General features: G+C 72.5%; 23 protein-coding genes. 10 read left to right on the forward strand and 13 right to left on the reverse strand.

What is annotated here, in order from left to right; all coding sequences use genetic code 11:
• Positions 1–305 precede the first annotated feature (305 nt).
• On the forward strand, positions 306–914 hold the full coding sequence (locus BCL76_RS00005) for a hypothetical protein (protein WP_109777186.1): 609 nt from the start codon (positions 306–308) through the stop codon (positions 912–914).
• Positions 915–1012: 98 nt separating this feature from the next.
• Here BCL76_RS00005 and BCL76_RS00010 read toward each other — a convergent pair whose 3' ends face one another.
• A complete protein-coding gene (locus tag BCL76_RS00010; RefSeq protein WP_109777187.1) occupies positions 1013–1537 on the reverse strand; it encodes a hypothetical protein in 525 nt (174 codons plus the stop codon).
• Between the two features lie 364 nt (positions 1538–1901).
• Between BCL76_RS00010 and BCL76_RS00015 the strand changes: the two genes are divergently transcribed.
• On the forward strand, positions 1902–2564 hold the full coding sequence (locus BCL76_RS00015) for a class F sortase (protein ID WP_109777188.1): 663 nt from the start codon (positions 1902–1904) through the stop codon (positions 2562–2564).
• A 241-nt stretch (positions 2565–2805) separates the two neighbouring features.
• On the opposite strand, the gene BCL76_RS00020 is transcribed toward BCL76_RS00015, so the two are convergent.
• Positions 2806–3717 carry a polysaccharide deacetylase family protein gene (locus BCL76_RS00020; RefSeq protein ID WP_109777189.1) on the reverse strand — a complete coding sequence of 304 codons (912 nt, stop codon included), beginning with the start codon at positions 3715–3717 and terminating at the stop codon, positions 2806–2808.
• A gap of 137 nt (positions 3718–3854) precedes the next feature.
• Between BCL76_RS00020 and BCL76_RS00025 the strand changes: the two genes are divergently transcribed.
• Complete coding sequence (locus tag BCL76_RS00025) at positions 3855–4295, forward strand: DUF6086 family protein (protein ID WP_109777190.1); 441 nt, start codon at positions 3855–3857, stop codon at positions 4293–4295.
• A 43-nt stretch (positions 4296–4338) separates the two neighbouring features.
• Here BCL76_RS00025 and lysX read toward each other — a convergent pair whose 3' ends face one another.
• Positions 4339–7677, reverse strand: a complete 3339-nt coding sequence (gene lysX / locus BCL76_RS00030; RefSeq protein WP_109777191.1) for a bifunctional lysylphosphatidylglycerol synthetase/lysine--tRNA ligase LysX — start codon at positions 7675–7677, stop codon at positions 4339–4341.
• Positions 7678–7781: 104 nt separating this feature from the next.
• Between lysX and BCL76_RS00035 the strand changes: the two genes are divergently transcribed.
• A complete protein-coding gene (locus BCL76_RS00035; RefSeq protein WP_030756409.1) occupies positions 7782–8243 on the forward strand; it encodes a universal stress protein in 462 nt (153 codons plus the stop codon).
• 23 nt (positions 8244–8266) lie between these two features.
• On the opposite strand, the gene BCL76_RS00040 is transcribed toward BCL76_RS00035, so the two are convergent.
• Positions 8267–9466: a CapA family protein gene (locus tag BCL76_RS00040; protein WP_109777192.1), complete on the reverse strand. Its 1200-nt coding sequence runs from the start codon at positions 9464–9466 to the stop codon at positions 8267–8269.
• Between the two features lie 315 nt (positions 9467–9781).
• On the opposite strand from BCL76_RS00040, the gene BCL76_RS00045 reads away from it, so the two are divergent.
• Positions 9782–10321: a sigma-70 family RNA polymerase sigma factor gene (locus BCL76_RS00045; RefSeq protein WP_109777193.1), complete on the forward strand. Its 540-nt coding sequence runs from the start codon at positions 9782–9784 to the stop codon at positions 10319–10321.
• 228 nt (positions 10322–10549) lie between these two features.
• A complete protein-coding gene (locus BCL76_RS00050; RefSeq protein WP_181382428.1) occupies positions 10550–11014 on the forward strand; it encodes a hypothetical protein in 465 nt (154 codons plus the stop codon).
• A gap of 44 nt (positions 11015–11058) precedes the next feature.
• Here BCL76_RS00050 and BCL76_RS00055 read toward each other — a convergent pair whose 3' ends face one another.
• The 6 genes from BCL76_RS00055 to BCL76_RS00080 form a co-directional block, all read right to left on the reverse strand.
• The gene (locus tag BCL76_RS00055) at positions 11059–11445 is read right to left on the reverse strand and encodes a hypothetical protein (protein WP_109777195.1); all 387 of its coding nucleotides are present in this window, start codon (positions 11443–11445) and stop codon (positions 11059–11061) included.
• A 26-nt stretch (positions 11446–11471) separates the two neighbouring features.
• Positions 11472–12332: an Fpg/Nei family DNA glycosylase gene (locus tag BCL76_RS00060; protein ID WP_109777196.1), complete on the reverse strand. Its 861-nt coding sequence runs from the start codon at positions 12330–12332 to the stop codon at positions 11472–11474.
• 20 nt (positions 12333–12352) lie between these two features.
• A complete protein-coding gene (locus BCL76_RS00065; protein WP_109777197.1) occupies positions 12353–13606 on the reverse strand; it encodes a hypothetical protein in 1254 nt (417 codons plus the stop codon).
• Between the two features lie 82 nt (positions 13607–13688).
• The gene (locus BCL76_RS00070) at positions 13689–14345 is read right to left on the reverse strand and encodes a class I SAM-dependent methyltransferase (protein ID WP_109778244.1); all 657 of its coding nucleotides are present in this window, start codon (positions 14343–14345) and stop codon (positions 13689–13691) included.
• A 108-nt stretch (positions 14346–14453) separates the two neighbouring features.
• Positions 14454–16517, reverse strand: a complete 2064-nt coding sequence (locus BCL76_RS00075; protein ID WP_109777198.1) for a SpoIIE family protein phosphatase — start codon at positions 16515–16517, stop codon at positions 14454–14456.
• A gap of 7 nt (positions 16518–16524) precedes the next feature.
• Positions 16525–17826 carry a DUF6777 domain-containing protein gene (locus tag BCL76_RS00080; RefSeq protein ID WP_146228283.1) on the reverse strand — a complete coding sequence of 434 codons (1302 nt, stop codon included), beginning with the start codon at positions 17824–17826 and terminating at the stop codon, positions 16525–16527.
• 162 nt (positions 17827–17988) lie between these two features.
• On the opposite strand from BCL76_RS00080, the gene BCL76_RS00085 reads away from it, so the two are divergent.
• From BCL76_RS00085 to BCL76_RS00095, 3 genes are all read left to right on the forward strand, one after another.
• A complete protein-coding gene (locus BCL76_RS00085) occupies positions 17989–18909 on the forward strand; it encodes a YndJ family protein (RefSeq protein ID WP_109777200.1) in 921 nt (306 codons plus the stop codon).
• An 83-nt stretch (positions 18910–18992) separates the two neighbouring features.
• Entirely contained in the window at positions 18993–19526 is a 534-nt protein-coding gene (locus BCL76_RS00090; protein ID WP_109777201.1) for a DUF1990 family protein, read from the forward strand.
• Between the two features lie 20 nt (positions 19527–19546).
• Complete coding sequence (locus BCL76_RS00095; RefSeq protein ID WP_109777202.1) at positions 19547–20986, forward strand: lipase maturation factor family protein; 1440 nt, start codon at positions 19547–19549, stop codon at positions 20984–20986.
• Here the strand turns inward: BCL76_RS00095 and BCL76_RS00100 are convergent.
• Together BCL76_RS00100 and BCL76_RS00105 are read right to left on the reverse strand one after the other, a co-directional pair.
• Positions 20972–21955, reverse strand: coding sequence for an NAD-dependent epimerase/dehydratase family protein (locus tag BCL76_RS00100; protein WP_109777203.1), 984 nt, complete (start codon positions 21953–21955; stop codon positions 20972–20974). The genes BCL76_RS00095 and BCL76_RS00100 overlap by 15 nt on opposite strands.
• A 178-nt stretch (positions 21956–22133) precedes the next feature.
• The gene (locus tag BCL76_RS00105) at positions 22134–22307 is read right to left on the reverse strand and encodes a hypothetical protein (protein ID WP_181382439.1); all 174 of its coding nucleotides are present in this window, start codon (positions 22305–22307) and stop codon (positions 22134–22136) included.
• Positions 22308–22636: 329 nt separating this feature from the next.
• Here BCL76_RS00105 and BCL76_RS00110 point away from each other — a divergent pair, with 329 nt between their 5' ends.
• Positions 22637–23107, forward strand: a complete 471-nt coding sequence (locus tag BCL76_RS00110; protein ID WP_181382376.1) for a hypothetical protein — start codon at positions 22637–22639, stop codon at positions 23105–23107.
• 28 nt (positions 23108–23135) lie between these two features.
• On the opposite strand, the gene BCL76_RS00115 is transcribed toward BCL76_RS00110, so the two are convergent.
• Complete coding sequence (locus BCL76_RS00115) at positions 23136–24635, reverse strand: SDR family NAD(P)-dependent oxidoreductase (protein ID WP_109777204.1); 1500 nt, start codon at positions 24633–24635, stop codon at positions 23136–23138.
• Positions 24636–24819 lie beyond the last annotated feature (184 nt).

The raw sequence follows: 24819 nt of genomic DNA on the forward strand, positions 1-24819 counted from the left end.
GCCCGTGAACGTCTCCACCCACACCGGCTCAGCCCTCAACACCCCACCCATACAGGCAAAATGCCCAAAACTGAGCCTTCTGCAACAACCTTTAGGCCGTCTCTTTCGGAGCTTGCCGACCCTGCCGTCCGCAAACCGGGGACGGGCCTCCCGTCCCCGGTTCGGCCTATGACCGTGCCCCATTCGCCCGTTCCTGATCGCGGGTCACCGCACCCCGACCTAGCGTGTCGGACATCGAGGCGCACGACCCCCCACGTGCGGAAAACCGTTCCGCGGCTGCTCCTCGGGGATCCGGAGAATCAACCATGGGTGCGATACGTACCTCCGCCACCGCCCTGCTGAGCGTCGGCGCCACGGGCGCCGTACTCGCGCTCGGCGCCTTCGGCATGTCCGCCGCGACCGCGTCCGAGGCCCGGCCCACGATCACCTCGTTCGGCTTCACCCTCACGCCCTCGACCGTCGCCCCCGGGGGGCAGACGGTCCTCGCGGTCAGCCGCTGCAACGCCGCCTACGCCACCGCCTCCTCCGGGGTCTTCGACACCGTGAGCATCGCCCGCGGCCAGACCGTGCGGGTCACCGTGGACCGGGACGCCCGGCGCGGAGCCGTCTACTCCGTCTCCTTCACCTGCAACGGGGAGACCGGCTCCGCCGATCTGACGATCGCCGGCGGCAATACCGCACCCACCACGAGCTCCACGCGGACCGGCACCGGCACCGGCACCGGCACCGGCACCAGCACCGGCACGACCCTCTTCCCCACCCCGTCCTCCGCCCTCGGTGTCCGCGGCGGACTGGGTGGCAGCATCGCCGGCATGGATCCGCTGGAGCTCGGCGCCGGCGCCGGTCTGTTCCTCGCCGCCGCGGGCGGCGCCGTGTTCGCCCTGCGCCGTAGGGGCTCCGACGGTAGCCATTGAATGCGCCGGCCATCCCCCGCTACCGCCGATCGCCCCGAGTCCTGACGAGGACTCGGGGCGATCGGCGGTAGCGGGGGATCTGCGTCCGGGGAGAGCCGTCAGGCCCGGCTGCGCAGCGGGCGGCGACGACGCACCACGTGGGCTCCGGCACCCAGGGCCGCGGCGCCGACGAGGCCCGCGCCGATGGCGGTCTCGGCGGTGGACGGGCCGAACGATCCGCCGATGCCGCCCTGCGAGGGGTTGCCTTCGAGGATCGTGAAGCGGTGCGTGGCGACCAGGTTGCTGTCGTTGCACTTGACCGAGAGCGTGTGGTGGCCCGGCGAGGCGTGGTTGAAGACCCGGACGGTCGCGAAGCCGATCGACCCGGCGGACAGGTTGGCCGGCGGAAAGTTGCCGGGCGAGGCGACGGTACCGCCGTGTCCACAGCCCGCCGCGCTCACCTGCATCGTGGATCCCTGGTGGACGGAGTACGGGTTGACGGAAATGTTGCTGGGGCCGTTCCCGTTCCCACCCCCGTTCCCACCCCGGCCCCCGGGATCCTGGTTCGCGGAGGCGAATGGGGCACTGAGGCCGATCGCGGCGCAGGCTGCCGCCGCCACGGTAAGAGCGCGCAAGACACGCATGGTGGAACCTCCAGCGGAAAGCGCCCCGGAGCGTCGGCCCCGGATGATCGACGAGAACGCCTCCCACGTCGAACCCTCAGGTCGTCCCGCAACCTCCGCATTTCCGGCTTTGGGCCGCCCGGTTGAGCGACACGCCGAAGCGCACGCGACGTGGCTGACGGATCCGCAGGTCACGACCCGTCAGGCATTTATGTGACGATTACCTGGATGGGCGCACCCCTTCCGGCCCCCTCCGGGTGGCGACCACCCGTTCGCCCTTCCCCTCTCGCCGTCCCGCCGGCCCGGCCTTAGCGTGCGTGAAGTAGGGCGTACAGGGGCGGGACAGGAACGCGGGTCGGGACCCCCGCGTCGGGAAGGGAGAACGATGGGCGAGGACGAGACCGGGCAGAAACGCAGACACTCGCCGTGGGGCGTACTCGCCCTGGTCATGCTCACCGGCCTCGCCATGGTGCGAAACGGTGTGGATGTCGGCGACGGGCCTCCGCAGCCCACCGCGGCCTCGGCCGTCGCGGTGACGTCCGACCAGTTGCCGGCGAATCCGCCCACACCCCCGGCGGACATGGAGGTGCTGGAGCACTCGTCGGTCCAGCGCATCCGGATTCCCACGATCAGCGTGGACGCGCCGGTGATGACGGTCGGGCTGGACGCGGAGGGCTGGATCGACGCGCCACCCCCGCAGGACCGCAATCTCGCCGGCTGGTACCTCAACGGCATCTCGCCGGGCCAGCGGGGCTCCGCGGTGATCGTGGGTCACGTGGACAACGCGCAGGGACCCGCGGTCTTCTACGGCCTGGGCTCGGTCAAGCCGGGCAACCACATCGAGGTGGAGCGGTACGACGGCCGCACGGCGGTGTTCGAGGTCTACGGCGTGGAGGTGTTCTCCAAGGAGGCCTTCCCCGGGGCCCGGGTGTACGGGGACACCGGGCACCCGGAGCTCCGGGTGATCACCTGCGGCGGCGGATACTCGAAGGCCCGCGGCTACGACGGCAACGTGGTCGTCTTCGCCCGCATGGTGGAGGCCCGCTAGGTCGTCTCTTTCGGATCTTGTCGGGTGAGCCCGGGTCGTCCGGTGCGGTGCCTCGCAAGGCGGAGGGGCGCCCGTGTACTGGACGTACTCGGGCGCCCCGACAACGCGGCGAGGTGCCGTGCCGGGCGGGCCGGGCCCGACAAGATCCGGAAGAGACGACCTAGGGGGTGTCCTGTCGATCCGCCCCGACCGGCAAGACACCCCCTGGGCCCGGGAGCATCCGCCGCGGCCGGCTCCCGGTTCAGCGGGGCGGCAGCACCGGGAGGGTCATCCGGTAGCCCCGCGCGAGCAGTTGGGGAAGGTACGAGGAGAGCGCCTGGACGCTCTGCGACCGGTTGCCCCCGGCGTCGTGCGAGAGGACGACCACGCCGGGGGCGGCGCCGTCCAGGATCCGGGAGATGATCGTCGGGGTCCCCGGTTCCGTCCAGTCCAGGCTGTCCACGGTCCAGGCGAGCGGCTCCATGCCGAGCTCCGCCCCGATCTCGAAGGCGGCCCGGTTCCAGGCCCCGTAGGGGGCCCGGAACCACAGCGGCGCCTCGCCGACGGCCTGCTGCACTACCTCGCTCGTACGGCCGATCTCGGAGGCGAGGGCGGGCCGGCTGAGCTGCGGGATGAGCGGGTGGGTCCAGGTGTGGTTGCCGATGACGTGGCCCTCGTCGACCATCCGGCGCAGCAGGTTCCGGTTCTCGGTGGCCATCTCCCCGCAGACGAAGAACATGGCGCGCACGCCGTACCGGGCGAGGGTGTCGAGGATGGCGGGGGTGTAGCGGGGGTCCGGGCCGTCGTCGAAGGTGAGCACCATGCCGCGCGACGCGGCGGCCTCGGCGGGGAGTTCCAGGATGGGCCGGGTCCGTACGGCCGGCTTCACGGCGGCGGCGCGCACCGGCGCGTCGGCGGTCATCGGCTGCAGGCGGTACGCCTTCTCGGGCAGCGCCCGCGCCCGCAACCCCGGCGCACCCGCCGCGGGTGGCGCACCCGCCGCGGGTGGCGCCCCCGGCCCGGCCGGTGCCCCGGACCCGCCCGGTCCCGGCCCCGGAGTTCCGCTGCCGCTCTCACCACTGACGGTGAGCAGTCCGGAGGCGGCCGCGACCCCGAGGAAGACGGCGGTACGCAGGACCGTGCGCCGCCCTACTGTCGGCTCGTCATTTTTCATTATTACTACGTATCAACGACATCGCCGAAGTTGTCGAGAGGCGCGGAGGCACCCTGTCCCCCTCACCCGCTCGGCCCACGCCCGCAGTGTCGATCATGCTGTCTACACTGGTCCGTCGGGATGATCCGGGGGCGGCGATGAGTCAGTACTTCGACATGGGTGACGTGACGCTGTGGAACCCGTCCAACGGGGCCTCCCGGATGTTCCGGCGCCAGGTGCCGGTCTTCGAGGCGGAGCTGGGGCTCGGTTCGGGCATCGGGCCGATGGAGAACGACGAGTGCCAGATCGACCCGATCGCCTTCGCGGACTTCGTCGACGCCCTGCTGGTACAGCACCGCAGGACGAGTCACGCCATCGTGCTCGCGCTCTCGGAGGGCTTCACCGCCACCGTGGTCGTGCTCGCGGAGCGGGCCGGGATCCGGGTGGACTGGGAGCGGCTCGGTGCTGACCCGGACGGCGCTCGCGAGGACGTACAGGTGTCCGCCGCGGGCATGGCCGCTCCGCCGCCCGGCCACAGTTGGTCCACGGGGCTGCGGGAGCTGGCGGCGCGCCTGGAACGGCGGATGCCGAGGCAATGAGGGCACCTTCCCACGGCGACGACGAGGTCACGCCTCGGGGCGGTCAGCTGCGGCGGACCAACGGGAAGGGGAGGGTCTCGCGGATCGTCAGGCCCGTGAGGAACATGACGAGGCGGTCCACGCCGATGCCGAGGCCGCCGGTGGGCGGCATCGCGTACTCCAGGGCGTCCAGGAAGTCGTTGTCGAGCTCCATCGCCTCCGGGTCGCCGCCCGCCGCGAGCAGGGACTGGGCGGTGAGTCGGCGGCGCTGTTCCACCGGGTCGGTCAGCTCCGAGTAGGCGGTGCCCAGTTCGGTGCCGAAGGCGACCAGGTCCCAGCGTTCGGCGAGCCGGGGGTCCCGGCGGTGCTGGCGGGTGAGCGGGGAGACGTCGGTCGGGAAGTCCTTGTAGAAGGTGGGCAGCTCGGTGCGCTCCTCGACGAGGCGCTCGTACATCTCCAGCACCACGTCGCCGCGGGTGTCCTCGGGGGCGTGCGGGACCGATGCCCGGTCGCACAGCCGGCGCAGCACCTGCTCCTCGGTGTCGGCGTCGACCTCCTCGCCGAGCGCCTCGCTGATGGCCCCGTACATGGTCTTGACCGGCCAGGTTCCGGAGATGTCGTGGACGACGAGCTTCCCGTCCGGTCCCGCCTTGTGGGCGATGGGTGAGCCGAAGGCGGCGGTGGCCGCTCCCTGGATCAGTTCGCGGGTGAGGTCGAGCATCACGTCGTAGTCGGCGAAGGCCTGGTAGGCCTCCAGCATGGTGAACTCGGGGTTGTGCTTGTAGGAGACGCCCTCGTTGCGGAAGGTGCGGCCCATCTCGAAGACCTTCTCCATACCGCCGACGCAGAGCCGCTTGAGGTAGAGCTCGGGCGCGATGCGCAGGTACAGGTCGAGGTCGTAGGCGTTGATGTGGGTGCGGAAGGGCCGGGCGTTGGCGCCGCCGTGGATCTGCTGGAGCATCGGGGTCTCGACCTCCAGATAGCCGCGCTCCAGCAGCCCCTGGCGCAGGGCCTGGACCGCGCTGGAGCGGGCCCGTACGACGTCCCGGGCCTCGGGGCTCGCGACGAGGTCGAGGTAGCGGCGCCGGACCCGGGCCTCGGGGTCGGCGAGGCCTTTGCGCTTGTCCGGCAGGGGGCGCAGGCACTTGCCGGTGAGCTGCCAGGACCGGACCACGAGGGAGAGCTCGCCCGCCTTGCTGGCGCCGGTCTCGCCGCTGACGAGGACGTGGTCGCCGAAGTCGACCTGGGAGGTGAAGGAGTCCAGTACCTCGGCCCCGGCCTCGTCGCGGGTCAGCATGAGCTGGATGTCGCCGGACCAGTCGCGCAGGACGGCGAAGACCACACCGCCGAGGTCGCGTACGACCATCACGCGGCCGGCGAGCGTGGCCTGTTCGCCGGTCCGGGCGCCGGGCGCGAGGGTGGGCCGGCCGGGGGAACCCTGGTGGGTGGCCTTCAGTTCCGCGACGGTGTGGGTGCGCGGGCGGATCCCCACCGGGTACGGGTCGGTGCCGGCCGCACGGATGCGGTCCAGTTTGGCGTGGCGTACGCGGACCTGCTCGGGCAGCCGCTCGGCCGGAGCGCCCCCGTCCCCCTGCTCGACCGTGTCCAGGCCGAGGGCTTCGATGGCGGGCAGTCCCTCGGTGGAGGCGATGGCGGTGAGGCCCTTGGGATGGCCGTTGCCCCACAGGGTGCGCAGGCTGGGTACGGAGACGAAGCCCTCGGCGATGCCGGAGGCGAGGCTGACCCGGGCGAGCGAGCCGGCGTCCTGGTAGCAGAGGAAGCGCGGGTACCACTCGGGGCCGTATTTGACGTTCGAGCGGTACAGGGCCTCCAGCTGCCACCAGCGGGAGAAGAAGAGGAGCAGTTTGCGCCACAGCTTCAGGACGGGGCCGGCGCCGATCCGGCCGCCCTCCTCGAAGGCGGAGCGGAAGACGGCGAAGTTGAGGGAGATCCGGCGTACGCCGAGACCGGGGGCGGCGGCGCAGAGCTGGGCGACCATGAACTCCATGACGCCGTTGGGCGCGGTTCGGTCGCGGCGCATCAGGTCGAGGGAGATCCCGTCCTTGCCCCAGGGGACGAAGGAGAGCAGGGCGATCAGCTCGCCCTGGTCGTCGAAGGCCTCGACCAGCAGGCAGTCCCCGTCCTCGCGGTCGCCGAGCCGGTCCAGGGCCATGGAGAAGCCGCGTTCGGTCTCGGTGTCGCGCCATCTGTCGGCGCTCTCCACGATCCTTTGCATCTCGTCCTGGGAGAGGGCGGAGTGGCGGCGGATGACGGTGGTGGCGCCGGTGCGCCGGACCCGGTTGACGGCCTGGCGGGTGACGCGCATCTCGCGGCCGTCGAGGTCGAAGTGGGCCACGTGCAGGATGGCCTCGTCGCCCAGTTGCAGGGCGCCGAGACCGGAGCGGCCGTAGGCCGTGGCGCCGTCCTCGGAGGCGCCCATGACGGCGGGCTGCCAGCCGTAGCGGCGGGCCACGGCCAGCCAGGCGTCGATGGCCGCGGTCCAGGAGGCGGGGTCGCCGACCGGGTCCCCGCTGGCGAGGCAGACGCCGGCCTCGACGCGGTAGGTGACGCCGGCCCTGCCGTTGGGGGCGAAGACGACGGCCTTGTCGCGCCGGGTGGCGAAGTAGCCGAGGGAGTCGCCCCGTCCGTAGGCACCGAGGAGGGCGCGGATCCGGGGCTCCTCGTCTCCGTGCAGGGCGGCGGTCAGGCGCTGGGAGCGGAAGAGGGTCATGGCCGCGTTCAGCAGGGCGGCGGCGCCGAAGAGGCCGAGCAGGAAGGACAGCGGGCGGGGTGGGTGGCCGTCGAACTCGCGGGCGGAGAAGAGGCCGCCGAAGACCTCCTTGGCGGCCCAGTCCAGCCACTGGCCCTTGGGCAGGCTGCCGGGGAAGAGGGCGACGAGCGCCCAGCCCACGAGTACGGCGGCGAGCAGGCCGAGGCCGAGCACGAGCAGGGCGTGCCACAGGGCCCCGGGGCGGGAGGCGGCGTAGAACTCGTCGCGGGCGGCGATCAGTACGGCCATCGCGGCGACGGCGATGACCATGGAAGGGACGCCGATCCAGTACTCGCCGACGGCCATCTCCAGCACGTCGTCGACGATCAGCAGGGCCAAATAGGTGATGACGATCCACCAGGCGACCTTCTTGCGGGTGCCGAGGGCCGCCGCGAGGAGGAAGAGGAAGACGGCGTAGGCGAGGTTCGCGCTGACCGGGACGACGATCAGGTCGAGGAAGCGTACGACGTGCCGCAGGAGCCGCCGCAGCGTGGGAGAAAGTGCGAGCAGGGCGCACAACAGGCCGAGCGCTCCGAAGAACGCGCCGAACCCGTCGGGTACCCGGTTCAGGAAGCGGTTCCGGGTTCCGTGCTTCTCCTCCACGATGGCACTTGCCGCACTGGTGGCACTCATGGTTCGCACTGTAGGGAGGGCGGCGCCCGGGCGCGCGCCGAGCGGGAGGTGCGCTCGCCGGCCCGCGCTCCGGGCGTCGCGGAGCACGGCCTATCCTCGGCAGGGTGACGGAGCACGTGAATACGGAATTCGAACGCGGTACCGACGGCCCGAAGGTGATCCTGGCCGGGGTCGACGGATCGGAGTCCTCGCTGCGGGCCGCGGCCTACGCGGCGGGGCTGGCCCGGCGGCAGAACGCCCTGCTGGCCCTGGTGTACGTCCAGCCGGTGATCCCGGCCGGCGCCGCGCTGGGCGCACCGGTGGCGGACACCACCGGGGAGATCGCGGAGGGGCTGGTGGCCGAGATCCGCGCCTCGGCGGAACGCCTCAAGGGCATCTACGACATGCGCTGGCAGTTCCACACCTTCCGCGGCGACCCGTACGCCGGTCTGGTGAGCGCGGCGGACGAGCTGATGGCCGACGCGGTGGTGGTCGGCGCCTCCGAGCAGGCGGGCCACCGCATCGTGGGGTCGGTGGCGATCCGCCTGGTCAAGGCGGGGCGCTGGCCCGTCACGGTGGTGCCGTAGGACCCCTGGGTCCGGGGCCGGGGCTACCTGCCCATGGTCAGGCCGTCCTTGGCGGCGCCGCGGCTGAGGACCGCCTCACCGATGGCGTCCCGGGCGCTCTCGTAGTCCTCGCGGCCCGGGTCCTTGGCGAGGGCGTCGGGCAGGTGGACGACCCGGCCCACGGACAGGTCCATCATCTGCGGCACGAACTCGGCCTTGGTGACCTGCCAACGCTGCCCGGCGGCGGCCGGTGGGGCGAAGGTGAACCGGCCGATCGAGCCGTAGTTGCCCCGCATGTCGCGCGCGCCCGAGTAGTTGAACATCTCGCCCGCGACCTGGTCGCCCATGCCGTAGACGATCCAGGTCCCGTTGACCTTCTCGTACGGCTGCGGGATGTGCGCGTGCGTGCCGAGGATCATGTCGATGTCGGGGCGACCCCCGGTCTGCGAGGCGGTCAGCGCCTTGCCGAGCGAGAGCTGGGTGTCGTCCGGTTCGGTCTCCCATTCCGTGCCCCAGTGCACGCTCACCAGCACCACGTCCGCGCCCGCCTTCCGGGCCGCCCGCGCATCGGCGACGATCTTGTCCTGCTTCATCAGGTTGACCGCCCACGGCTGCCCCTCCGGCATCGGATAGCCGTTGGTGTCGTAGGTGTAGGCGAGGTGCGCCACCTTGGCGGAGCCCACCGTGTAGGTGGTCACGGTGGCCGCCTCGGCGGCCGTACGGGCCGAGCCGGCGTGCTTCAGGCCGACCTTGTCGAAGCGGTCCAGCGTGCGGCGCAGGCCCGCGCTCCCGTCGTCGAGGGTGTGGTTCGAGGCCGTGGAGCAGCCGTCGTACCCGGCGTCCTTCAGGCCGTCCGCGACCTCCGGCGGAGAGGTGAAGGCGGGATAGCCGGTGAAGGGGCCGCCCTCCTCCCCGTAGATGGTCTCCATATGGCAGAGGGCGAGGTCGGCAGCCGAGACCACGGCCTTGACCCCGGAGAACATCGGCCTGAAGTCGTATCCGTCGCCGTCCGCGTCGTTCGCCGCGCGCTGGATGACGGAGTTGTGCGGCAGTACGTCGCCGCTCGCGACCAGGGTGAAGCCCTCGGCGGCGGGCGATCCGGCGGCACTGGAGGGGGCGGGCGGTCCGCCGGAGTCCCCGAGGCGGGCCGGTGCGGAGCTCCCGGTCGCCGAACATCCGGCGGCGGCGGTCAGCAGTACGGCCGACAGGAGGGCGAGCACCTGCGGCCGGATTCGCGTGGTCATGCGCCCTGCTCTCGTTAATACGATTATCTGACATGTGATCACCTGCAATCCACATAACTACACGCCGTAAGTCAAGAGACGGATCCGCCGCGCGGGCACAGGCCCACCTGAACGGCGGACACCGCGATGGGCGAGGGCGCCACGTGCCGTTCGCCGCGCCGTTCGACCGTTCACCGACCGGCACGGCCGCCCGGCGGACGACCCGGGTGCTTGGGCGCACCGCCGGGGCCGGACGGTTCCAGCTCGGCTCCGTGCAGGTCAGGGTGGACGTGTCGCCGCCTCCACGGCCCCCACGCACCCCGGAAGGAGCCCCTCGTGCCGCTCTCCCCCACCCTCCCGCGTACGGACCCCGAGGCACTCGCCGAACTCCAGCGCGACCACGGGCGGGCCCTGTTCGGCTTCCTGCTCGGCCTGACGGCAGGGGACGCCCAGCGCGCGGAGGACCTCGTACAGGAGACGCTCGTACGGGTCTGGCAGCATCCGGAGGCCCTGTCCAGCGGGCACGACTCCATGCGGCCCTGGCTGTTCACGGTGGCCCGGCGGCTCGCGATCGACGCCCGGCGGGCCCGCCTGTCACGGCCGCTGGAGGTGGATCCGGAGGGGCTGGAACACGCGCCCGAGCCGCAGGACGCGGTGGCCGGATCGGTCACGGCGATCGACGTCCGGCGGGCCGTGGGATCCCTGGGGCCCGAGCACCGCGAGGTGCTGATGCAGGTCTACTTCCGCGACCGGTCGGTGGCCGAGGCCGCCGTCGAGCTCGGCATCCCGGCCGGGACCGTCAAGTCCCGCACGTACTACGCCCTGCGTGCCCTGAAGAAAGGCCTCCAGGGGTACGGGTACGGCCTCGGCGCCTGAGCCGGTGGCACGGCGACGGATCGGGTAACGCCGTGAATAGACGCGGATCGGACATAAAACGCGCCGATTTCGGCATCAGAGCGTGCAAGTTGAGTAAACATCCCCCGCTCCGCGAGTCGCTCGGTGAAGGCTCAGGACCGACGACGGGACGCTCGAAGCGCGGGAGAAGGTGGAACGGTGCAGCCCGAGGGTAGTAACGGCACCAGTGACGGCGGGCTCGCGGTGCCCATGGCCTGGCTGTACGCCGAGTACATCGCGGACGAACTGCTGCGTACGGGCCGGCTCATCCCGGTCAGCACCCTGGAGTTCAGGGCCGGACGGGACACGCTCGCCCTGACGATCTACCTCTCGGACGCGGCCGGCGAGCTCTCCGGCATCCGGGTGGTCTCGCAGCTCGACGAGTGGTTGTCGCTCACCGCGTACGGACACCCGTGGCGCGACTGGGTGCACACCCGTTTCCTCGCGCTCGGCGAGGAGGCCCGGGAGCGCGGCGACGGCGGGGACCCCGACCTGGAACTGGCCCGGGCGGCCTGGCGTTGGCTGGACAACACCGAGCTGTTCGCCACCAACCTCGACCCCGGGCGGCCCGACCACACCGACCTCCCGCCGGGACTGGACGAGAACGCGCGCGTATGGACCCCCGCCTGGCAACTCGGACTGCCGCTGGGTCACTTGGCGATGCACCTGTTCTGACGAAGCCGGGTCGACGGCCTGGGTCGACGGCCTGGGCCGACGGCCTAGCCGCGGTCCGCCGGATCCATCACCAGGCCCGTGAAATCGGCCTCGTTGCGCTCCGCCCGGGTGACGTACCACCGGGCGATGAGCCACATCACCGGGTAGACCAGCACGCCGAGTGCCACCCAGATCAGCGGCGCCGACGGGTCGTGGCAGAGCGCGAACACCAGCGGCAGGGTCCCGATCAGTGCCACGAGCCCGGCCAACGACCCGAGCGCCACGCGCAGTTGGCTGCGCATGAGGGCTCGGACGTAGGTGGCCCCGAGGGTGGTCTGCTCGGATATCTCCGAGCGGGCCGGGGTGTGCGCGGGCGGCCGGCGACGGGCGCCCCGGGGGACCCCGGTGACGATCTCGCGCCGGGGCGGCGACTGCTGCTGCTCCTCGGCCATGGTGCCGGAGTCTACGCAGCCACCACCTATTTGAGGAGGCGCGAGAGCCGCCGGTCGGCCAGCGGCTTCCCGCCGGTCTGGCACGTGGGGCAGTACTCCAGCGAGGAGTCGGCGAAGGACACCGAGCGTACGGTGTCCCCGCAGACCGGGCACGGTTCACCGGCCCGGCCGTGCACCCGTAGGCCGCTCTTCTTCTCGGCCTTGAGTTCGCCCGCGGCCACCCCGTGGGCCCGGCCGACGGCCTCGCCCAGGGTGCTCCGCACGGCCTCGTAGAGCTGGGTGAGCTGCTCCTCGGTGAAGGAGGCGGCGAGCTTGAACGGCGAGACCTTGGCGGCGTGCAGGATCTCGTCGCTGTAGGCGTTGCCGATGCCCGCGAGCACGCTCTGGTCCCGCAGCACGCCCTTGATCTGCCGCCGCTCCCCCGCGAGAAGCGCGGCGAAGGCGTCCCGGTCGAAGCCCTCGGCGAGCGGATCGGGGCCGAGGCGGGCGATGCCGGGCACCTCCTGCGGGTCGTGGACCACGTACACGGCGAGGCGTTTTTGCGTCCCGGCCTCGGTGAGGTCGAAGCCTCCGCCGCCGACGAGGCCGACGCGCAGGGCGAGCGGGCCCTTGCCGGGGCGTGGCGGCTGCGCGGGCAGGGTGTCCTGCCAGCGCAGCCAGCCGGCCCGGGCCAGGTGCGTGACGAGGTGGAGCTCGCCGACCGGCAGGGCCAGGAACTTGCCGTACCGGGCGGGGGCGCCGGCCGACTGCCCTTCGAGGGCGGTCAGCGGCGGGTCGTAGGTCTTGAGCACGCTCACCGCGAGCGGGAGGACGCGCTCGACCACCCGCCCGGTGAGGTGCTCGTCGAGGTATTCCCGTAGGGCCTCGACCTCGGGCAGCTCCGGCATGGTCCCAGCCTGCCGCCGGCTCAGGCGAAGCGCGAGCTGGGCACCGGTCCGGGCGAGGCGACGCGGTCGCGGGGCGAGGTGAGCCAGCCGTCGTGGACGGCGCTCACGAAGGCCCGGAAGGCCTCGTCCGGATCGGGCGGGGTGGCGCCGTCGCCCCCGTCCGGGCCGGCGGCGGCCCGCACGATGTCCTGGGCGATCTCCGCCTCGGGCCGCTCGTCGTCCTTCCACAGCGGGACGACGAACTGGCACAGCAGCGCGCTGAAGTCCGCGCTCACCGCGGGCGGATCGGTCCAGCAGGTGGCGTGCTCGGACAGGATCTGGCCGTCGGCACGCGCGTGCAGGGTGCGCAGGACGTCCGGGTCGGTCGCGTTCAGGTCGTAGGCGACGACGAGGGTGTCCGTACGTGCGGGCTCGTACGGTACGGCGGGCAGCCCGAGCACCTGTGCGGCGGCGAGCCCGAGGATCCGGTCGGACCGGCCGGGCAGCAGGGAGACCGTGGCGGGGCGGCGCCCGGCGGCCTCCAGGGCGAGTGCCAGACGGGACAGCCCGTGACGGCAGGTCTCGGGGGTGTCCCCGAGGTAGGCGAACCGGCCGGTCATCCCGGCGTCCCAGCCGTACCCGGAGAGGATGCCCAGGAGTCCGCCGGTCAGGCCGTAGTGCCAGCCGCGCAGGTCGGTGCGGCCCAGCGGATCGCCATGGCCGGCCGCGCTCTGGGCCCGGCGCGCCCGGTCGGTGCGGTGCAGCCGGTTCCGCTGGCGGGCGTGGGCGCCGGACCACTGCGGGTCCTCGGGGGCGGGGAGGGCGCCACTGATCCGCGTGGCGGTGTCCAGGTCCCCGGCCAGCAGGGTGTGGTGCACGAGGAGGTACGTCTCGGGCCAGGCGGGCAGCCCCGGGCCACGACCGGAGAGCAGGTCGACGACCTCGGCGTGCCGGTTCTCGTCCTCCAGGGCGGACACCAACTCGGTGAGCAGCGCCCGCGAGTCGGGGAGCAGCCGGAGCCCCTCGCGCAGCGGTGCGACGGCGAGGAAGGCGATGCCGCGCTCGACGCAGGCGTAGCCGAAGTCGTAGAGGGCCTGGGGCTCGCCGGGCCGTTCGGCGGCGGCCTTGGCGGCGCCGGCCAGGTCCTTGAACCCGGCGGCGTCGGCCAGGGCCCGGGTGGCCTTGGCGAGTTCGGTGATCGATGCCGTCTCGGCGTGCGGTCGCAGCGACCGGACCGCTCCGGGCAGGTCGTTCTTCTTCAGGAACCGGCGTACTTCATCCGTGGCGTTGGTCATCGCCCCCGATCCTCACGGAGCCACGCCCGGTCCGCAACGGACTTTCCGGGGCCACCGGGCACGCCCGGTGGCCCCGGGCGGGTCAGGTCCGGGCGATCAGCGCGTAGCGCTCGTCGGCGACGGGTCCGCCCCACAACTCGGCCTCGCCGCTGAGCGGTTCGATGCTCAGGCCGGACACCAGGGGCCGGACCGCGGCGGCCAGGTCCTCGGCGGTGATCCCGCCGTACCAGGGGAGCGACTCGGCTCCGGCGACGTAGGGGACGCTGCTATCGCCGGCTTCCCGCCACCGCCCCTCGACGAGGACCAGCCGCCCTCCCGGGCCGAGCCGTGCGACCCAGGCGCGGAGCGCGGCGCCGGGATCGGGCAGGGTCCACAGCAGGTGCCGGCAGAGCAGCACGTCGTACCGTTGCTGCCCGGTCGGCGGATCCGCCGCGTCACCGACGAGGAACCGTCCGGCCAGGCCCGCGGCCGCGAGTTTGCCCTGGGCCCGCTCGGCCATCCGGGGCGCGAGGTCGACCCCGGTCACCCGGTGTCCGGCCTCGGCCAGCAGCAGGGACAGCGATGCGGTACCGCAGCCGACGTCGAGGACGTCGGCGGGCCCCTCGGGCAGCCAGGATCTCAGCAGCCGGGACCACGCGGCACGGGTGTGCTCCTGGCGCAGGCCGTGATCGGGCTCGTCGTCGAACGCCGGCGCGGCGGCGTCCCAGTACTCGGTGATGGCACGGGTGGGATCGGACATGGTGGTGATCCTGCCGGAGAGCACCGACAACGGCGGGTGACTTCGTCGCGGCGCCGGCACGCGCGGGGCGGGGCGGAGCCGGCAGGGCAGCAGGGCGGCAGGCCGCGCTCAGCCCATCACGAACTCGCACCAGACGCACTTGCCGCCGCCCCGCGGCTCCACGCCCCAGACGTCCGCCAGGCGGTCCACCAGCATCAGGCCCCGCCCCGAGACGCCCGACTCCCCCGCCTCGCGGCGGCGCGGCAGCGCGCTGGAACGGTCCTCGACCTCCACCCGGAGGCGACGCTGGGGGCCCGCCAGGACCCGTAGGGTCACGATCGCCGGGCCGTCGGTGTGCATCAGGGCGTTCACGATCAGCTCGTCCGCGACCAGTTCGATCTCGTCGGCCCGTTCCCGCGCGCCCCAGGCCCGTACCGCCGCCCCGATCATGTGCCGGGCGGCCACCAGGGCTTCCGGGTCGCCCGGTGCCACGTGCTGCTGGAGGCGGCCGCCGCCTTCCTGGGCGGCCACCACGTGGCGGCGCAGCAGGAGCAGCGCCATGTCGTCGTCCCCGCCCCGTTCGTCGACGATCTCGCACAGCAGGTCCGCCAGGAGCTGCAGGTCCGCCGGTCCGCGGCGGATGTGGGAGGTCAGGAGCTGGATTCCGTCGTCGAGATCGGCGCCGGGCTGTTCCACGAGGCCGTCGGTGCACAGCAGGACCGTTTCTCCCGGGTCCAGCTCCACCGTGGTCACCGGGTACTCCAGGCGGCCGAACTCCGCCGAGAGGCCCAGTGGCATCCCGCCCGCCACCGGGAGCCGATGGCAGTCCCCGTCGCGGGTGCGCAGCAGGGGGTCGATATGGCCGGCCCGGACCACCTGGAGGACGCCCGTCGCGAGGTCGGCCTCCACGTAGGTGCAGGTCGCGAACCTGTCGGTGTCCAGCTCGTGCAGGAAGACGGAGGCCCGGGCCATGACCGTGCCGGGCGAGTGGCCCTCGGCGGCGTACGCGCGCAGCACGATCCGCAGCTGGCCCATGACGGCCGCCGCGTGCGTGTCATGGCCCTGGACGTCACCGATGACGGCGCCGACCCGGCCGCCCGGCAGCGGGATGACGTCGTACCAGTCGCCGCCGATGTCCTGGCCCATCCGGGCGGACCGGTAGCGTACGGCGATCTCACCGCCGGCCACCGAGGGGATCCGTCGCGGCAGCATGGCCTGCTGGAGGCCTTCGGCCAGGTCGTGCTCCTGCTCCAGCAGCATGGCCCGCTGGAGGCTCTGCGCGATGCTGCTGCCGAGGGCCACGAGCAGGTTGCGCTCCTCCTGGGTGAAACCGTCCTTGTCCTGGTAGAGCAGTCCGATCGCGCCGATCGGCCGGGCCTGGGCGATGAGCGGAAGGTACGCGGCGGCCGAGATCCGCATGTACGAGATCCTCGACCAGAGCCCGGGGTAGTCCCGGGCGAATTCCTGCGCCGAGTCGAGGAAGCGCGGCTCCAGCGAGCGGACGACCTCGCTCATCGGGTACTGCTCGTCGATGCGCGTGTAGCGGGTGCCGGGCACGAAGCTGTCCTCCGGGCCCTCGGCGACCAGGTGGATCCGGCCGGCTTCGACGAGGCCCATCACCATGCCCATCGAGCCGAGCCGTTCCAGTCCGTGGGCGTCGCCGATGACGTCGATGACGTCCCGCACGGTACGGGCGTGCGCCAGGGCGGCGGTGGTGGATTCGACCACCGATGTCTGGCGGCGCCGCTCCTCGTCCAGGCCGAGTCGCTCCGCCGAGTGGCTGAGCTCTTCGGTGGCGTCCCGGACGATGCCGATGATCCGGTACGGGCGGCCGTCCTGGTTGCGCATGACCCGGCCCTGGGTGTGCGTCCAGCGCAGCCGCCCGTCGTGGCAGCGGATACGGAAGTAGGCCCCGTAGCTGTCCTCGCCGCTCTTGAGGGCGGAGGAGACGAGGGCGTCCAGTCGGGCCGCCTCGGCGGTGGGGACGCGTGGGTCGAGCGACTCCGGCCGGCCGTCGTACTCGTCGGGAGGCGTGTCGAAAACGTCGAGGGCGGCTTCGTCCATGTGCATGAGACCGGTGACCAGGTCCCAGTCGAAACTGCCCATGCGGTTCAGCGAGAGCGACCGGTCCGGGTGTGCGGGCCAGTCGTCCGGCAGCGATACGGTGGTCGGCACCGATCCACCATGACACACGGGCCGGTCAGGCGCTCTCCAGCGGAAGGCTCCCGTCCGAGGACTGCGGCTGCAGGGCCGGGTCCGCCGTCGCGTCGGGAACGATCGCGTTCGGGTCGTAAGGGGCGTTGGGGTCGGAGGTGATGTCCGGGCCGAACGGATCGGCCGGGTCGCCGGGCAGCGCGCCCGATCCGTCGGGAGCAGGCTGAAGGGCTTGCTCACCGGGGTCCAGGGGCGGCATGTCGGTCGTGCCGTCCCAGGGGTTGCCGGACGGCGGACGCTGCGGCTGCTCCGGCTGTCGCGGCCGGGTGGACGGGTTCGACGGTGTGCCCGGCTTCTGCGGCTGGTTCCCGCCGGCGGAGTTCTGCGAGGCCTGCGGGTCCTGCGCGCAGTCCGTCGCCCCGGGCGCCGGCGCCGCGGGGGCGTTCGGTGCGGCCGGTGCGTTCGGTGCGGCCTGGTTCGGCGGGCAGGGCTCGCCGGACGCGGCCCCGGACGGGGTGATCGGGCCGTCCGGGATGCCGGCGGACGGGTCGTACGGGGGCAGCGCGTTCGGGGTCCGGTCCTGTGCTCCGTCGTCGCCCCGCTTGCGCTCGATCCAGGTGTTGTCGGCGATGTTGACGATCACCAGGCTGTTGATCACGTGGGCGGTGGGTTCGATGACGACGACCTGGTTGGCCTGGTAGCCGCTCCACGGGTCGCCCTTGTGCAGGGGGGACCCCTTGGCGGTGCGCGGGGCGGCCAGCGGGTTTCCGCAGCCGCAGCGGACCCGGGGCATGCCGTGCTCGTCCACGAGAACGGCGGTGCCGGCCTGGAGGACGGACTGGAAGCCGTCGGCGGCGCCGTCGCGGAAGGCGTGGTTGGTGACCCGGGTGTCGGCGCGCAGGACGACGGGAGTCAGGCCGCGCAGGAATTCGGGGATCTTCTCCTCTTGGATGTTCGCGGCCTCGGCGAAGGCGCGGGCCTTGGCCTCGTCGCCGGTCAGGAAGCCGACCTGCTGTTCCACGTCGCAGCTGCCGAGCCGCTGGGTGCCTCCGTACAGGCCGGGGGTGGCCGCGTTGACGGTGCGGATGCCCTGGCCGGTCGCGTTGGGCAGCGGGGGCTGTACGGGGGCGGACTCGGCGGTGGCCGAGGAGGGGGTGAAGGGGTCGGGACCGGCCGACACCACGGGCTGGAGGTAGACCTCCTGGCTCTCGGCCCCCGGTGCACCCTTCGGCTCCTCCGGGCTGCCGCACGCCACGGCGAGGAGGCCGAGGAGGGCGAAGAGGGCTGCTCCTGCGGGTGCATGACGACGCGACGCCTGACGTGGTGTCGGAAGTGACGATCCGTTCACTTGAATCTCCCTGTTCGCCCCGATTGCTCCCTCTTGTCTGCCGTATCCACGCCGGCGTCGCAACCGGAGCACGCCTTGAACATGTTCAAAGAACGCCGTAGGCTCGCCGATGCGAGTTGAACGCGTTCAAGGCGTTGGCCGCGGCATTGGGGGGAGTCCAGGGTGACGGTATTGGTGAACGTGATCGTCACCCTGGGCATGCTCTACGTCGTCCCGGCGGGCCTACGGCTCGTCGACCCCGTCCGGTTCCTGCGCACGGCCCGCCGCTGGCCGCTCGCGGCCGTACCCGGTGCGCTGTGCCTGTGGCTGCCGCGCGGACTGCCCGCCACCGCGCTCGCCGCGCCGTACGCGGCCGCCTGCCTGGCGCTCGCCGTCGCAGCGGTGATCCGGCTGTGGCGCACCCGCTCCTTCACCCCGCCCGCGATCGCCGTCGCCACCGCGCTGATATCCCCGTCGATCGCCGCCACCGCCCTGGTCGCCGAGCGTGCCGGGTACCGGCTGTTCGGCTTCGACCTCGACATCCTGGCGCTGACCGTGCCGCACTTCCACTTCGCCGGGTTCACCGCCGCCCTGGTCGCCGGGCTGGTGTGCCGCGCCGCGAACGGCCGCGCCGGGACCGGCGGCCTCGCCCGCGGAGCCGCCTGCAGCGTCCCCGCGGGCACCCTGCTCGTCCTCCTCGGCTACTTCGTCGACGACTGGGCCGAGCTGCTGGGCGCGGTGGTCCTGACCGGTGGGATGTGGGCCGTGGCCCTGCTCACCTGGCGGGAGATCCGACCCGCCGGCCCGGACCGCACCACACGGATCCTGCTCGCCACCTCGGCGGCCGTGCTCGTGGCCACCATGCTGCTCGCCCTGTGGTGGGCGGTAGGCGAGGCCACCGGGATCACCCACCCCACCCTGACCTGGATGGCCGCCACCCACGGCCTCGGCAACGCCCTCGGATTCGCCCTGTGCTCGGTACTCGCCTGGCGCCGGCTGACCGCCGAGAGCAGCGTCGTCGACACCAGCGCCGTCGAGAGCAGCGTCGTCGACGCCCGCACCACCGACGCCCGCACCACCGACGCCCGCACGGCCGAGACCTGAGCGGCCGACCGTCCGGACCGCCGGACCGGCGACCGCCCCGAGCCCCGACCACGTACCACCTCCGACCGAGTGGAGATCTCGCCATGACCCGCCTCATCAGCGCCGGCCGGGAGACCGTCAACTACCCCGACCGGGGCGCGACGGCCCACCGACCGCTGCCCGCCGGCTACAACCACCTGCACCACCGCACCCGCCTCGGACACGGCCGGGCCGTCTTCGAGGCCGCCGGAACCGCCGTCACCACCTTCCACGCCCACCGGACCTCCGGCATGCGCGTGCAGGCCGAGGACGGCACGGTCCGACCGGGCGGCCGGGTGATCGTCGGAATCGGCCTCGGGCCGCTGCGCATCGACGCGCCGTGCGAGGTGATCTGGACCTCGTACGAGCCCGCCCGCATCGGCTTCGCCTACGGAACCCTGGCCGGCCACCCGGAGTGCGGCGAGGAGTCCTTCGTCGTGGACATGGACCCGGACGGCACGGTGTGGTTCACGGTCACCGCCTTCAGCCGCCCGAACACCTGGTACACCCGCCTCGCCGGCCCGGTGATCCCCTTCCTCCAGCTGAGCTACGCCCGCCTGCTCGGTCACCACCTGGGCAAGCTGGCCACCAGCGGCTGACCGGTCCGATACTGGAGGGGATGGACTGGTTCACGGCGCCCGGATACTGGCTCGCCCGGCTGGTCTTCCAGCGGGCCCTGGCCGGGGTCTACCTCGTCGCCTTCCTCGGGGCCGCCCTGCAGTTCCGGGCCCTGATCGGGGCGCACGGCATGACGCCCGTACCGCGCTACGTACGGTACGTGCCCTTCCGGCGCGCCCCCAGCCTCTTCCAACTGCGCTACTCCGACCGGCTCTTCGCCGGCTGCGCCTGGGTCGGCGCGGCGCTGGCCGCGGCCCTGGCCGCCGGGGCCGGCGACGAGGTGCCCCTGGCCGTGGCCATGACGATGTGGGCCGTGCTGTGGCTGCTCTACCTCTCGATCGTGAACGTGGGGCAGACCTGGTACTCCTTCGGCTGGGAGTCGCTGCTGCTGGAGGTGGGCTTCCTCGCCGTCTTCCTCGGCAACGCGCGCGCCGGTCCGCCCGTGCTGGTGCTGTGGCTGCTGCGCTGGGTGCTCTTCCGCGTGGAATTCGGGGCCGGGCTGATCAAGATGCGCGGGGACCCCTGCTGGCGCAAGCTGACCTGCCTGTACTTCCACCACGAGACGCAGCCGATGGCCGGGCCGCTGAGCTGGTTCTTCCACCGTCTGCCGAAACCGCTGCACCGGGTGGAGTGCGCGGCCAACCACGTGACCCAACTGATCGTCCCGGTGCTGCTGTTCACCCCGCAGCCGGTGGCCTCGTACGCCGCCGGGATCATCATCGCGACACAGCTGTGGTTGGTGCTCTCGGGCAATTTCGCCTGGCTGAACTGGTTGACGATCATCCTGGCCGTCTCGGCCGTGGACTTCACCGACCTGGTGGGCGCGCCACCGGCGGCCGCCTCGCGCACGGGTCCGGTGTGGTTCGTGGTCCTGGTGTGCGCGGTGACCGCGCTGGTGCTGTTCCTCAGCCGGCACCCGGTGCTCAACATGGTCTCGCGCCGCCAGGTGATGAACCGCTCCTTCGACGCGCTGCACCTGGTCAACACCTACGGGGCCTTCGGCTCGGTCGGTCGGGTCCGGATGGAGGTGGCCGTGGAGGGCACCGCTGACCGGGTGCCGCGCGCGGACGGGGACTGGCGCGAGTACGGCTTCAAGGGCAAGCCGGGTGAACCGGACCGGCTGCCCCGCCAGTTCGCCCCCTACCACCTGCGACTGGACTGGTTGATGTGGTTCGCCGCGATCTCCCCCGACTACGCGCGGGACTGGTTCGGGCCGTTCGTGGAGCGGCTGCTGGCGGGTGACCGAGACACCCTGAGGCTGCTGCGCGCCAACCCGTTCCCGGACGCCCCGCCCGTCCATGTCCGCGCCCTGCTGTACCGCTACCGGTTCACCACCTGGCGGGAGCGTCGCGAGACGGGGGCCTGGTGGCATCGCACGCTCGTGCGCGAGTACCTTCCGCCGACCCGCCTCGCGGACGCGCACCGCTCAGAGCCCGAGTAGCGCGGCCTCCCGCTCCGCGGAGATGCCCTTGGCCGGTACGTCGGGGCGCTGCGGGGCGGCTCCGCCGAGGCTGCGCAGCCAGGCCCAGGTGTCGGCCACGGTCTCCTCGACCGGCCGGCACCGCAGGCCGGCGGCCAGTGCCTTGGAGACGTCCCCGCGGTGCATGTGGTCGTAGGCCTCCCCCTCGGGCACCCAGACCGGGAGCTCGGTCCAGGGCTCGACGCCCGCCTCCAGGATCCGGGCCGGGTCGGTCCAGCGCAGTTCGGCTCCGCCCCCGGTGGTGGCGGCGCAGGCGTCGAGGAGAGCGCCCATCGTTGCGTGTCCGGGCGGCGCGACCAGGTTGTAGGCACCCGAGCGCCCCGCCTCGGCGGCGTCCAGGGTCCAGCGGGCCAGGTCGCGTACGTCGATGTACTGGATCGGGAGTTCGCGCGGGCCGGGGGCGAGCACCGGTCCACCGCGGGCGGCGCGGTTCAGCCACCACGGCAGCCGGCCGACGTTCTCGTACGGGCCGAGGATCAGCCCGGCGCGTACGAGCAGGGCGCGGTCCCCGAAGGCGTCGAGGACGGCGAGTTCACCGCCCCGCTTGTCCTCGGCGTAGCCGGTCGACCCGGCGTCCGGCGAGCCCTCGACCAGGGCCCCGTCCTCGGCGAGACCGGCGGGGGCGGGGTAGGTGTACACCGAGCGGGTGGAGATGTACGCGTACCGCGCGGCCCGGTCGCGCAGCAGGCGGGCGCTGTCGCGTACGGCCGTGGGGGCGCCGCCCCAGGTGTCGACGACCAGGTCCCACTCCCCCGCGCCCAGGGCGGCCTGCCCGCCCGGGGCGGTGCGGTCCCCATGGAGGGCGGAGGTGCCCGGCGGGGGCGCGTGGTGTCCGCGGTGGAAGACGGTCACCTCCCAGCCCCGGGTCAGGGCGTCCTCGGTGATCGCACGTCCGACGAATTCGGTACCACCCAGCATCAGCAGCTTCATGCCCGTCAGCCTGCCGGGGCGGGCGGGGCGGCGGAAGCGGTGATCGCCGTGGGCGATGACGCTCAGGGCGTAGCCGGTCCGGGAACCTCACCGGGGCCGGCGCCCCGGCCTTCGTCCGGGCAGGGCAGCGCCCCCGGTGCTCGTGGGCACGAGGGGGCGCTTGGCACCGCTGTGCGGACTAGTCGATACCGGGCAGGATGTGCGCCTCCGCCAGGTCGTCCTCGTAGCCGGCCAGCCGGATCGGGGCGGATCGGGCCCAGACCTCGAGGCTTCCGAGTTCGTCGGTCCGGGGCTTCACCCTCGTACCCGTCCGCTCCATCGCCGTCGGTTCGGGCTTCGTCTTCTCAGTCACCGCGCACTCCTTCGTGTCGCGCAACCCGGCAAGCGGACCGCGCGCCGGGCAAGGGATGAAAGGTTTCCGGACGCGGTGGCGCCTTAGTGGAGCGCGGCCCGGATGGGGGCCGTCTTGATGCCCCAGAGTACACATATGAGCGGACCTCCGCTCGATAGGAAGGCAAAATCCGCTGCGCCCTCTTACTTTCGCTCCTGGTTCAGCAAGTCGTGGTGCTGCGGGTACGTGAAGGGTGATCTGCTCGACCCCGGACGCGCGGGGCGTGACGGAGGGGGTCGATGGTGACGAGGTCCGAAGTGCCCGAGGCTCAAGTCCCTTACGTCACAAGCGTGCTGGAGCTGATGGAGCTGTTGCGCGCCGACCCCGACGACCGGGGCCTGCGCACCGCGGCCCTCCTGCGTCGCTCACACCCCTTCGACAAAGAACTGCAGATCGCGGGCTTGGTGCACTGCCTCGGAAGTTTGCTCCGTCTGAGTGACGGAGCGGTTACGGTCGGGGTGGCGGCGGAGTCGATCCGCCCGCTGCTGGGTGAGCGGGTGGCCCTCCTGGTACGGCTGCAGGCGCCGCACCGGTCCGCCGACCGGTACGCCGGACACCGCGCCGGCGACGACGCGGAGGCGGTGGCCACCCTGTGTCAGGCCCGGGACGCGGCCGCCGCGGCCGGCCTGGACGCGGGCGTACTGGAGGACTGGCAGCCGCTGCTGGAACTGGTCGCGGCCGGTGCCTGCCGGGCCGGGGCCCCCGCGAACGCACTCGACCCCCTCGGTTCGCCGAGGGGGTCGAGCAGGCCGTACCGGTAGGAGCCGGTCCGGAGTGGTTCCGGAGTGGTTACCAGTTCGCCGGGGCGTAGTCCTTGAGGAAGACGCCGAACAGGTCCTCGCCGGCTTCGCCGCGGACGATCGGGTCGTAGACGCGGGCCGCGCCGTCGACCAGGTCGAGCGGGGCGTGGAAGCCCTCCTCGGCCAGGCGCAGCTTGTCGAAGTGCGGGCGCTCGTCGGTGATCCAGCCGGTGTCGACCGAGGTCATCAGGATCCGGTCGCTCTGGAACATCTCCTGGCCGCTGGTCCGCGTCACCATGTTCATCGCGGCCTTGGCGGCATTGGTGTTCGGGTGTCCCGCGCCCTTGTAGCCGCGGCTGAAGACGCCCTCCATCGCGGAGACGTTGACGATGTAGGCCCGGCCGGTGGCGGCCTTGCGGGCGGCCTCCGCCATGGCCGGCCGAAGTGCGCTGATCAGGATGAACGGCGACGTGTAGTTGCACAGCTGGGTCTCGAGCAGCTCCACCGGGGAGATCTGGTCGATGGTCTGCACCCAGGTGTTGCTCTCGACGACGTCGGGCAGCAGGCCGCCCGCGTCGATGGCGGTGCCGGCGAGGTGCCGCTCCAGGCTGGCGTTGCCCGCGACGAGGGCGAGGTCGGCGACCTTCTGCGCCTCGAGCCCGCTCACGCCGACGGGCAGCGCCGCCAGGCCGTCGACCGCGCCGGAGTTGAAGGCGCCGATGACGTGGTGGGCGGGGAGCTCACCGGCGGGCAGCGGGGCGCCCTCGCCCTCGACCAGCGCCGCGTAGGCGCTGGGCAGGCGGCGCACGGTCTGCGTCGCGTTGTTGATCAGGATGTCGAGCGGACCGGCCGCGGCCACCTGCTCGGCGAGGGCCACGGACTGGGCCGGGTCGCGCAGGTCGATGCCGACGACCTCCAGGCGGTGCATCCAGTCCGCGGAGTCCTCCATCGCCTTGAAGCGGCGGATGGCGTCCTTGGGGAAGCGGGTGGTGATCGTGGTGTGGGCGCCGTCGCGCAGCAGCCGCAGCGCGATGTACATGCCGATCTTGGCTCGGCCGCCGGTGAGCAGCGCGCGCTTGCCGGTCAGGTCGGCGCGGGCCTCCCGCCTCATCCGGTTCTCGGTGGCGCAGGCCGGGCAGAGCTGGTGGTAGAAGTAGTCGACCTCGACGTAGCGCGTCTTGCAGACGTAGCAGGAGCGCGGGCGCTGGAGTATCCCGGCGATCCGGCCGGCCTCCGTGACCGAGGAGGGCAGGATGCCCTCGGTCTCGTCGTCGATGCGCTCGGCGGAGCCGGTGGCGGTGGCCTCGGTGACGGCCTTGTCGTTGGCGGTCTTGGCGGCGCGACGCTCCTGGCGGCGGCGCTGCTTGACCGTGCGGTAGAGGCCGGCGGTGGCGCGGCGTACGGTGATCGCGTCGGGGTGGTCGACGTCGAGCTTGTCCAGCTCGTCGAGCACGCTGAGGCAGAGGGCCAGCCGGTCGGGGTCGATACCGGGCCCGAAGGCGTGCCCGTACTCGTGGCCGTAGTCCTGGCTGTCTTCGGTCACCGTCATCGCCGCTGCCGTTCCTTGATCACTCGTCCGCATCCGCCTGCTGCGGAAGTCCTCAAAAGGGCAACTGTACGGATGCCACACGCTCGGAGACAAACCTGCTCCTGGCACCCTCACGCATCGCGAGCGGAGCGTCACCGTGTGCGGTCGATCGGTGACGTCGAGGCACGGCCGGGGTCGCTTTGCG

The organism is Streptomyces sp. CG 926 (genome assembly GCF_003148825.1).
Lineage (GTDB): Bacteria > Actinomycetota > Actinomycetes > Streptomycetales > Streptomycetaceae > Streptomyces.

What these genes read in the sequence shown, in the direction of transcription:
- BCL76_RS00005 (WP_109777186.1), top strand. Translation starts at nt 306, where the DNA reads ATGGGTGCGATACGTACCTCCGCCACCGCCCTGCTGAGCGTCGGCGCC.
- BCL76_RS00010 (WP_109777187.1), bottom strand. Translation starts at nt 1,537, where the DNA reads ATGCGTGTCTTGCGCGCTCTTACCGTGGCGGCGGCAGCCTGCGCCGCG.
- BCL76_RS00015 (WP_109777188.1), top strand. Translation starts at nt 1,902, where the DNA reads ATGGGCGAGGACGAGACCGGGCAGAAACGCAGACACTCGCCGTGGGGC.
- BCL76_RS00020 (WP_109777189.1), bottom strand. Translation starts at nt 3,717, where the DNA reads ATGAAAAATGACGAGCCGACAGTAGGGCGGCGCACGGTCCTGCGTACC.
- BCL76_RS00025 (WP_109777190.1), top strand. Translation starts at nt 3,855, where the DNA reads ATGAGTCAGTACTTCGACATGGGTGACGTGACGCTGTGGAACCCGTCC.
- lysX (WP_109777191.1), bottom strand. Translation starts at nt 7,677, where the DNA reads ATGAGTGCCACCAGTGCGGCAAGTGCCATCGTGGAGGAGAAGCACGGA.
- BCL76_RS00040 (WP_109777192.1), bottom strand. Translation starts at nt 9,466, where the DNA reads ATGACCACGCGAATCCGGCCGCAGGTGCTCGCCCTCCTGTCGGCCGTA.
- BCL76_RS00050 (WP_181382428.1), top strand. Translation starts at nt 10,550, where the DNA reads ATGGCCTGGCTGTACGCCGAGTACATCGCGGACGAACTGCTGCGTACG.
- BCL76_RS00055 (WP_109777195.1), bottom strand. Translation starts at nt 11,445, where the DNA reads ATGGCCGAGGAGCAGCAGCAGTCGCCGCCCCGGCGCGAGATCGTCACC.
- BCL76_RS00060 (WP_109777196.1), bottom strand. Translation starts at nt 12,332, where the DNA reads ATGCCGGAGCTGCCCGAGGTCGAGGCCCTACGGGAATACCTCGACGAG.
- BCL76_RS00065 (WP_109777197.1), bottom strand. Translation starts at nt 13,606, where the DNA reads ATGACCAACGCCACGGATGAAGTACGCCGGTTCCTGAAGAAGAACGAC.
- BCL76_RS00070 (WP_109778244.1), bottom strand. Translation starts at nt 14,345, where the DNA reads ATGTCCGATCCCACCCGTGCCATCACCGAGTACTGGGACGCCGCCGCG.
- BCL76_RS00090 (WP_109777201.1), top strand. Translation starts at nt 18,993, where the DNA reads ATGACCCGCCTCATCAGCGCCGGCCGGGAGACCGTCAACTACCCCGAC.
- BCL76_RS00095 (WP_109777202.1), top strand. Translation starts at nt 19,547, where the DNA reads ATGGACTGGTTCACGGCGCCCGGATACTGGCTCGCCCGGCTGGTCTTC.
- BCL76_RS00100 (WP_109777203.1), bottom strand. Translation starts at nt 21,955, where the DNA reads ATGAAGCTGCTGATGCTGGGTGGTACCGAATTCGTCGGACGTGCGATC.
- BCL76_RS00115 (WP_109777204.1), bottom strand. Translation starts at nt 24,635, where the DNA reads ATGACGGTGACCGAAGACAGCCAGGACTACGGCCACGAGTACGGGCAC.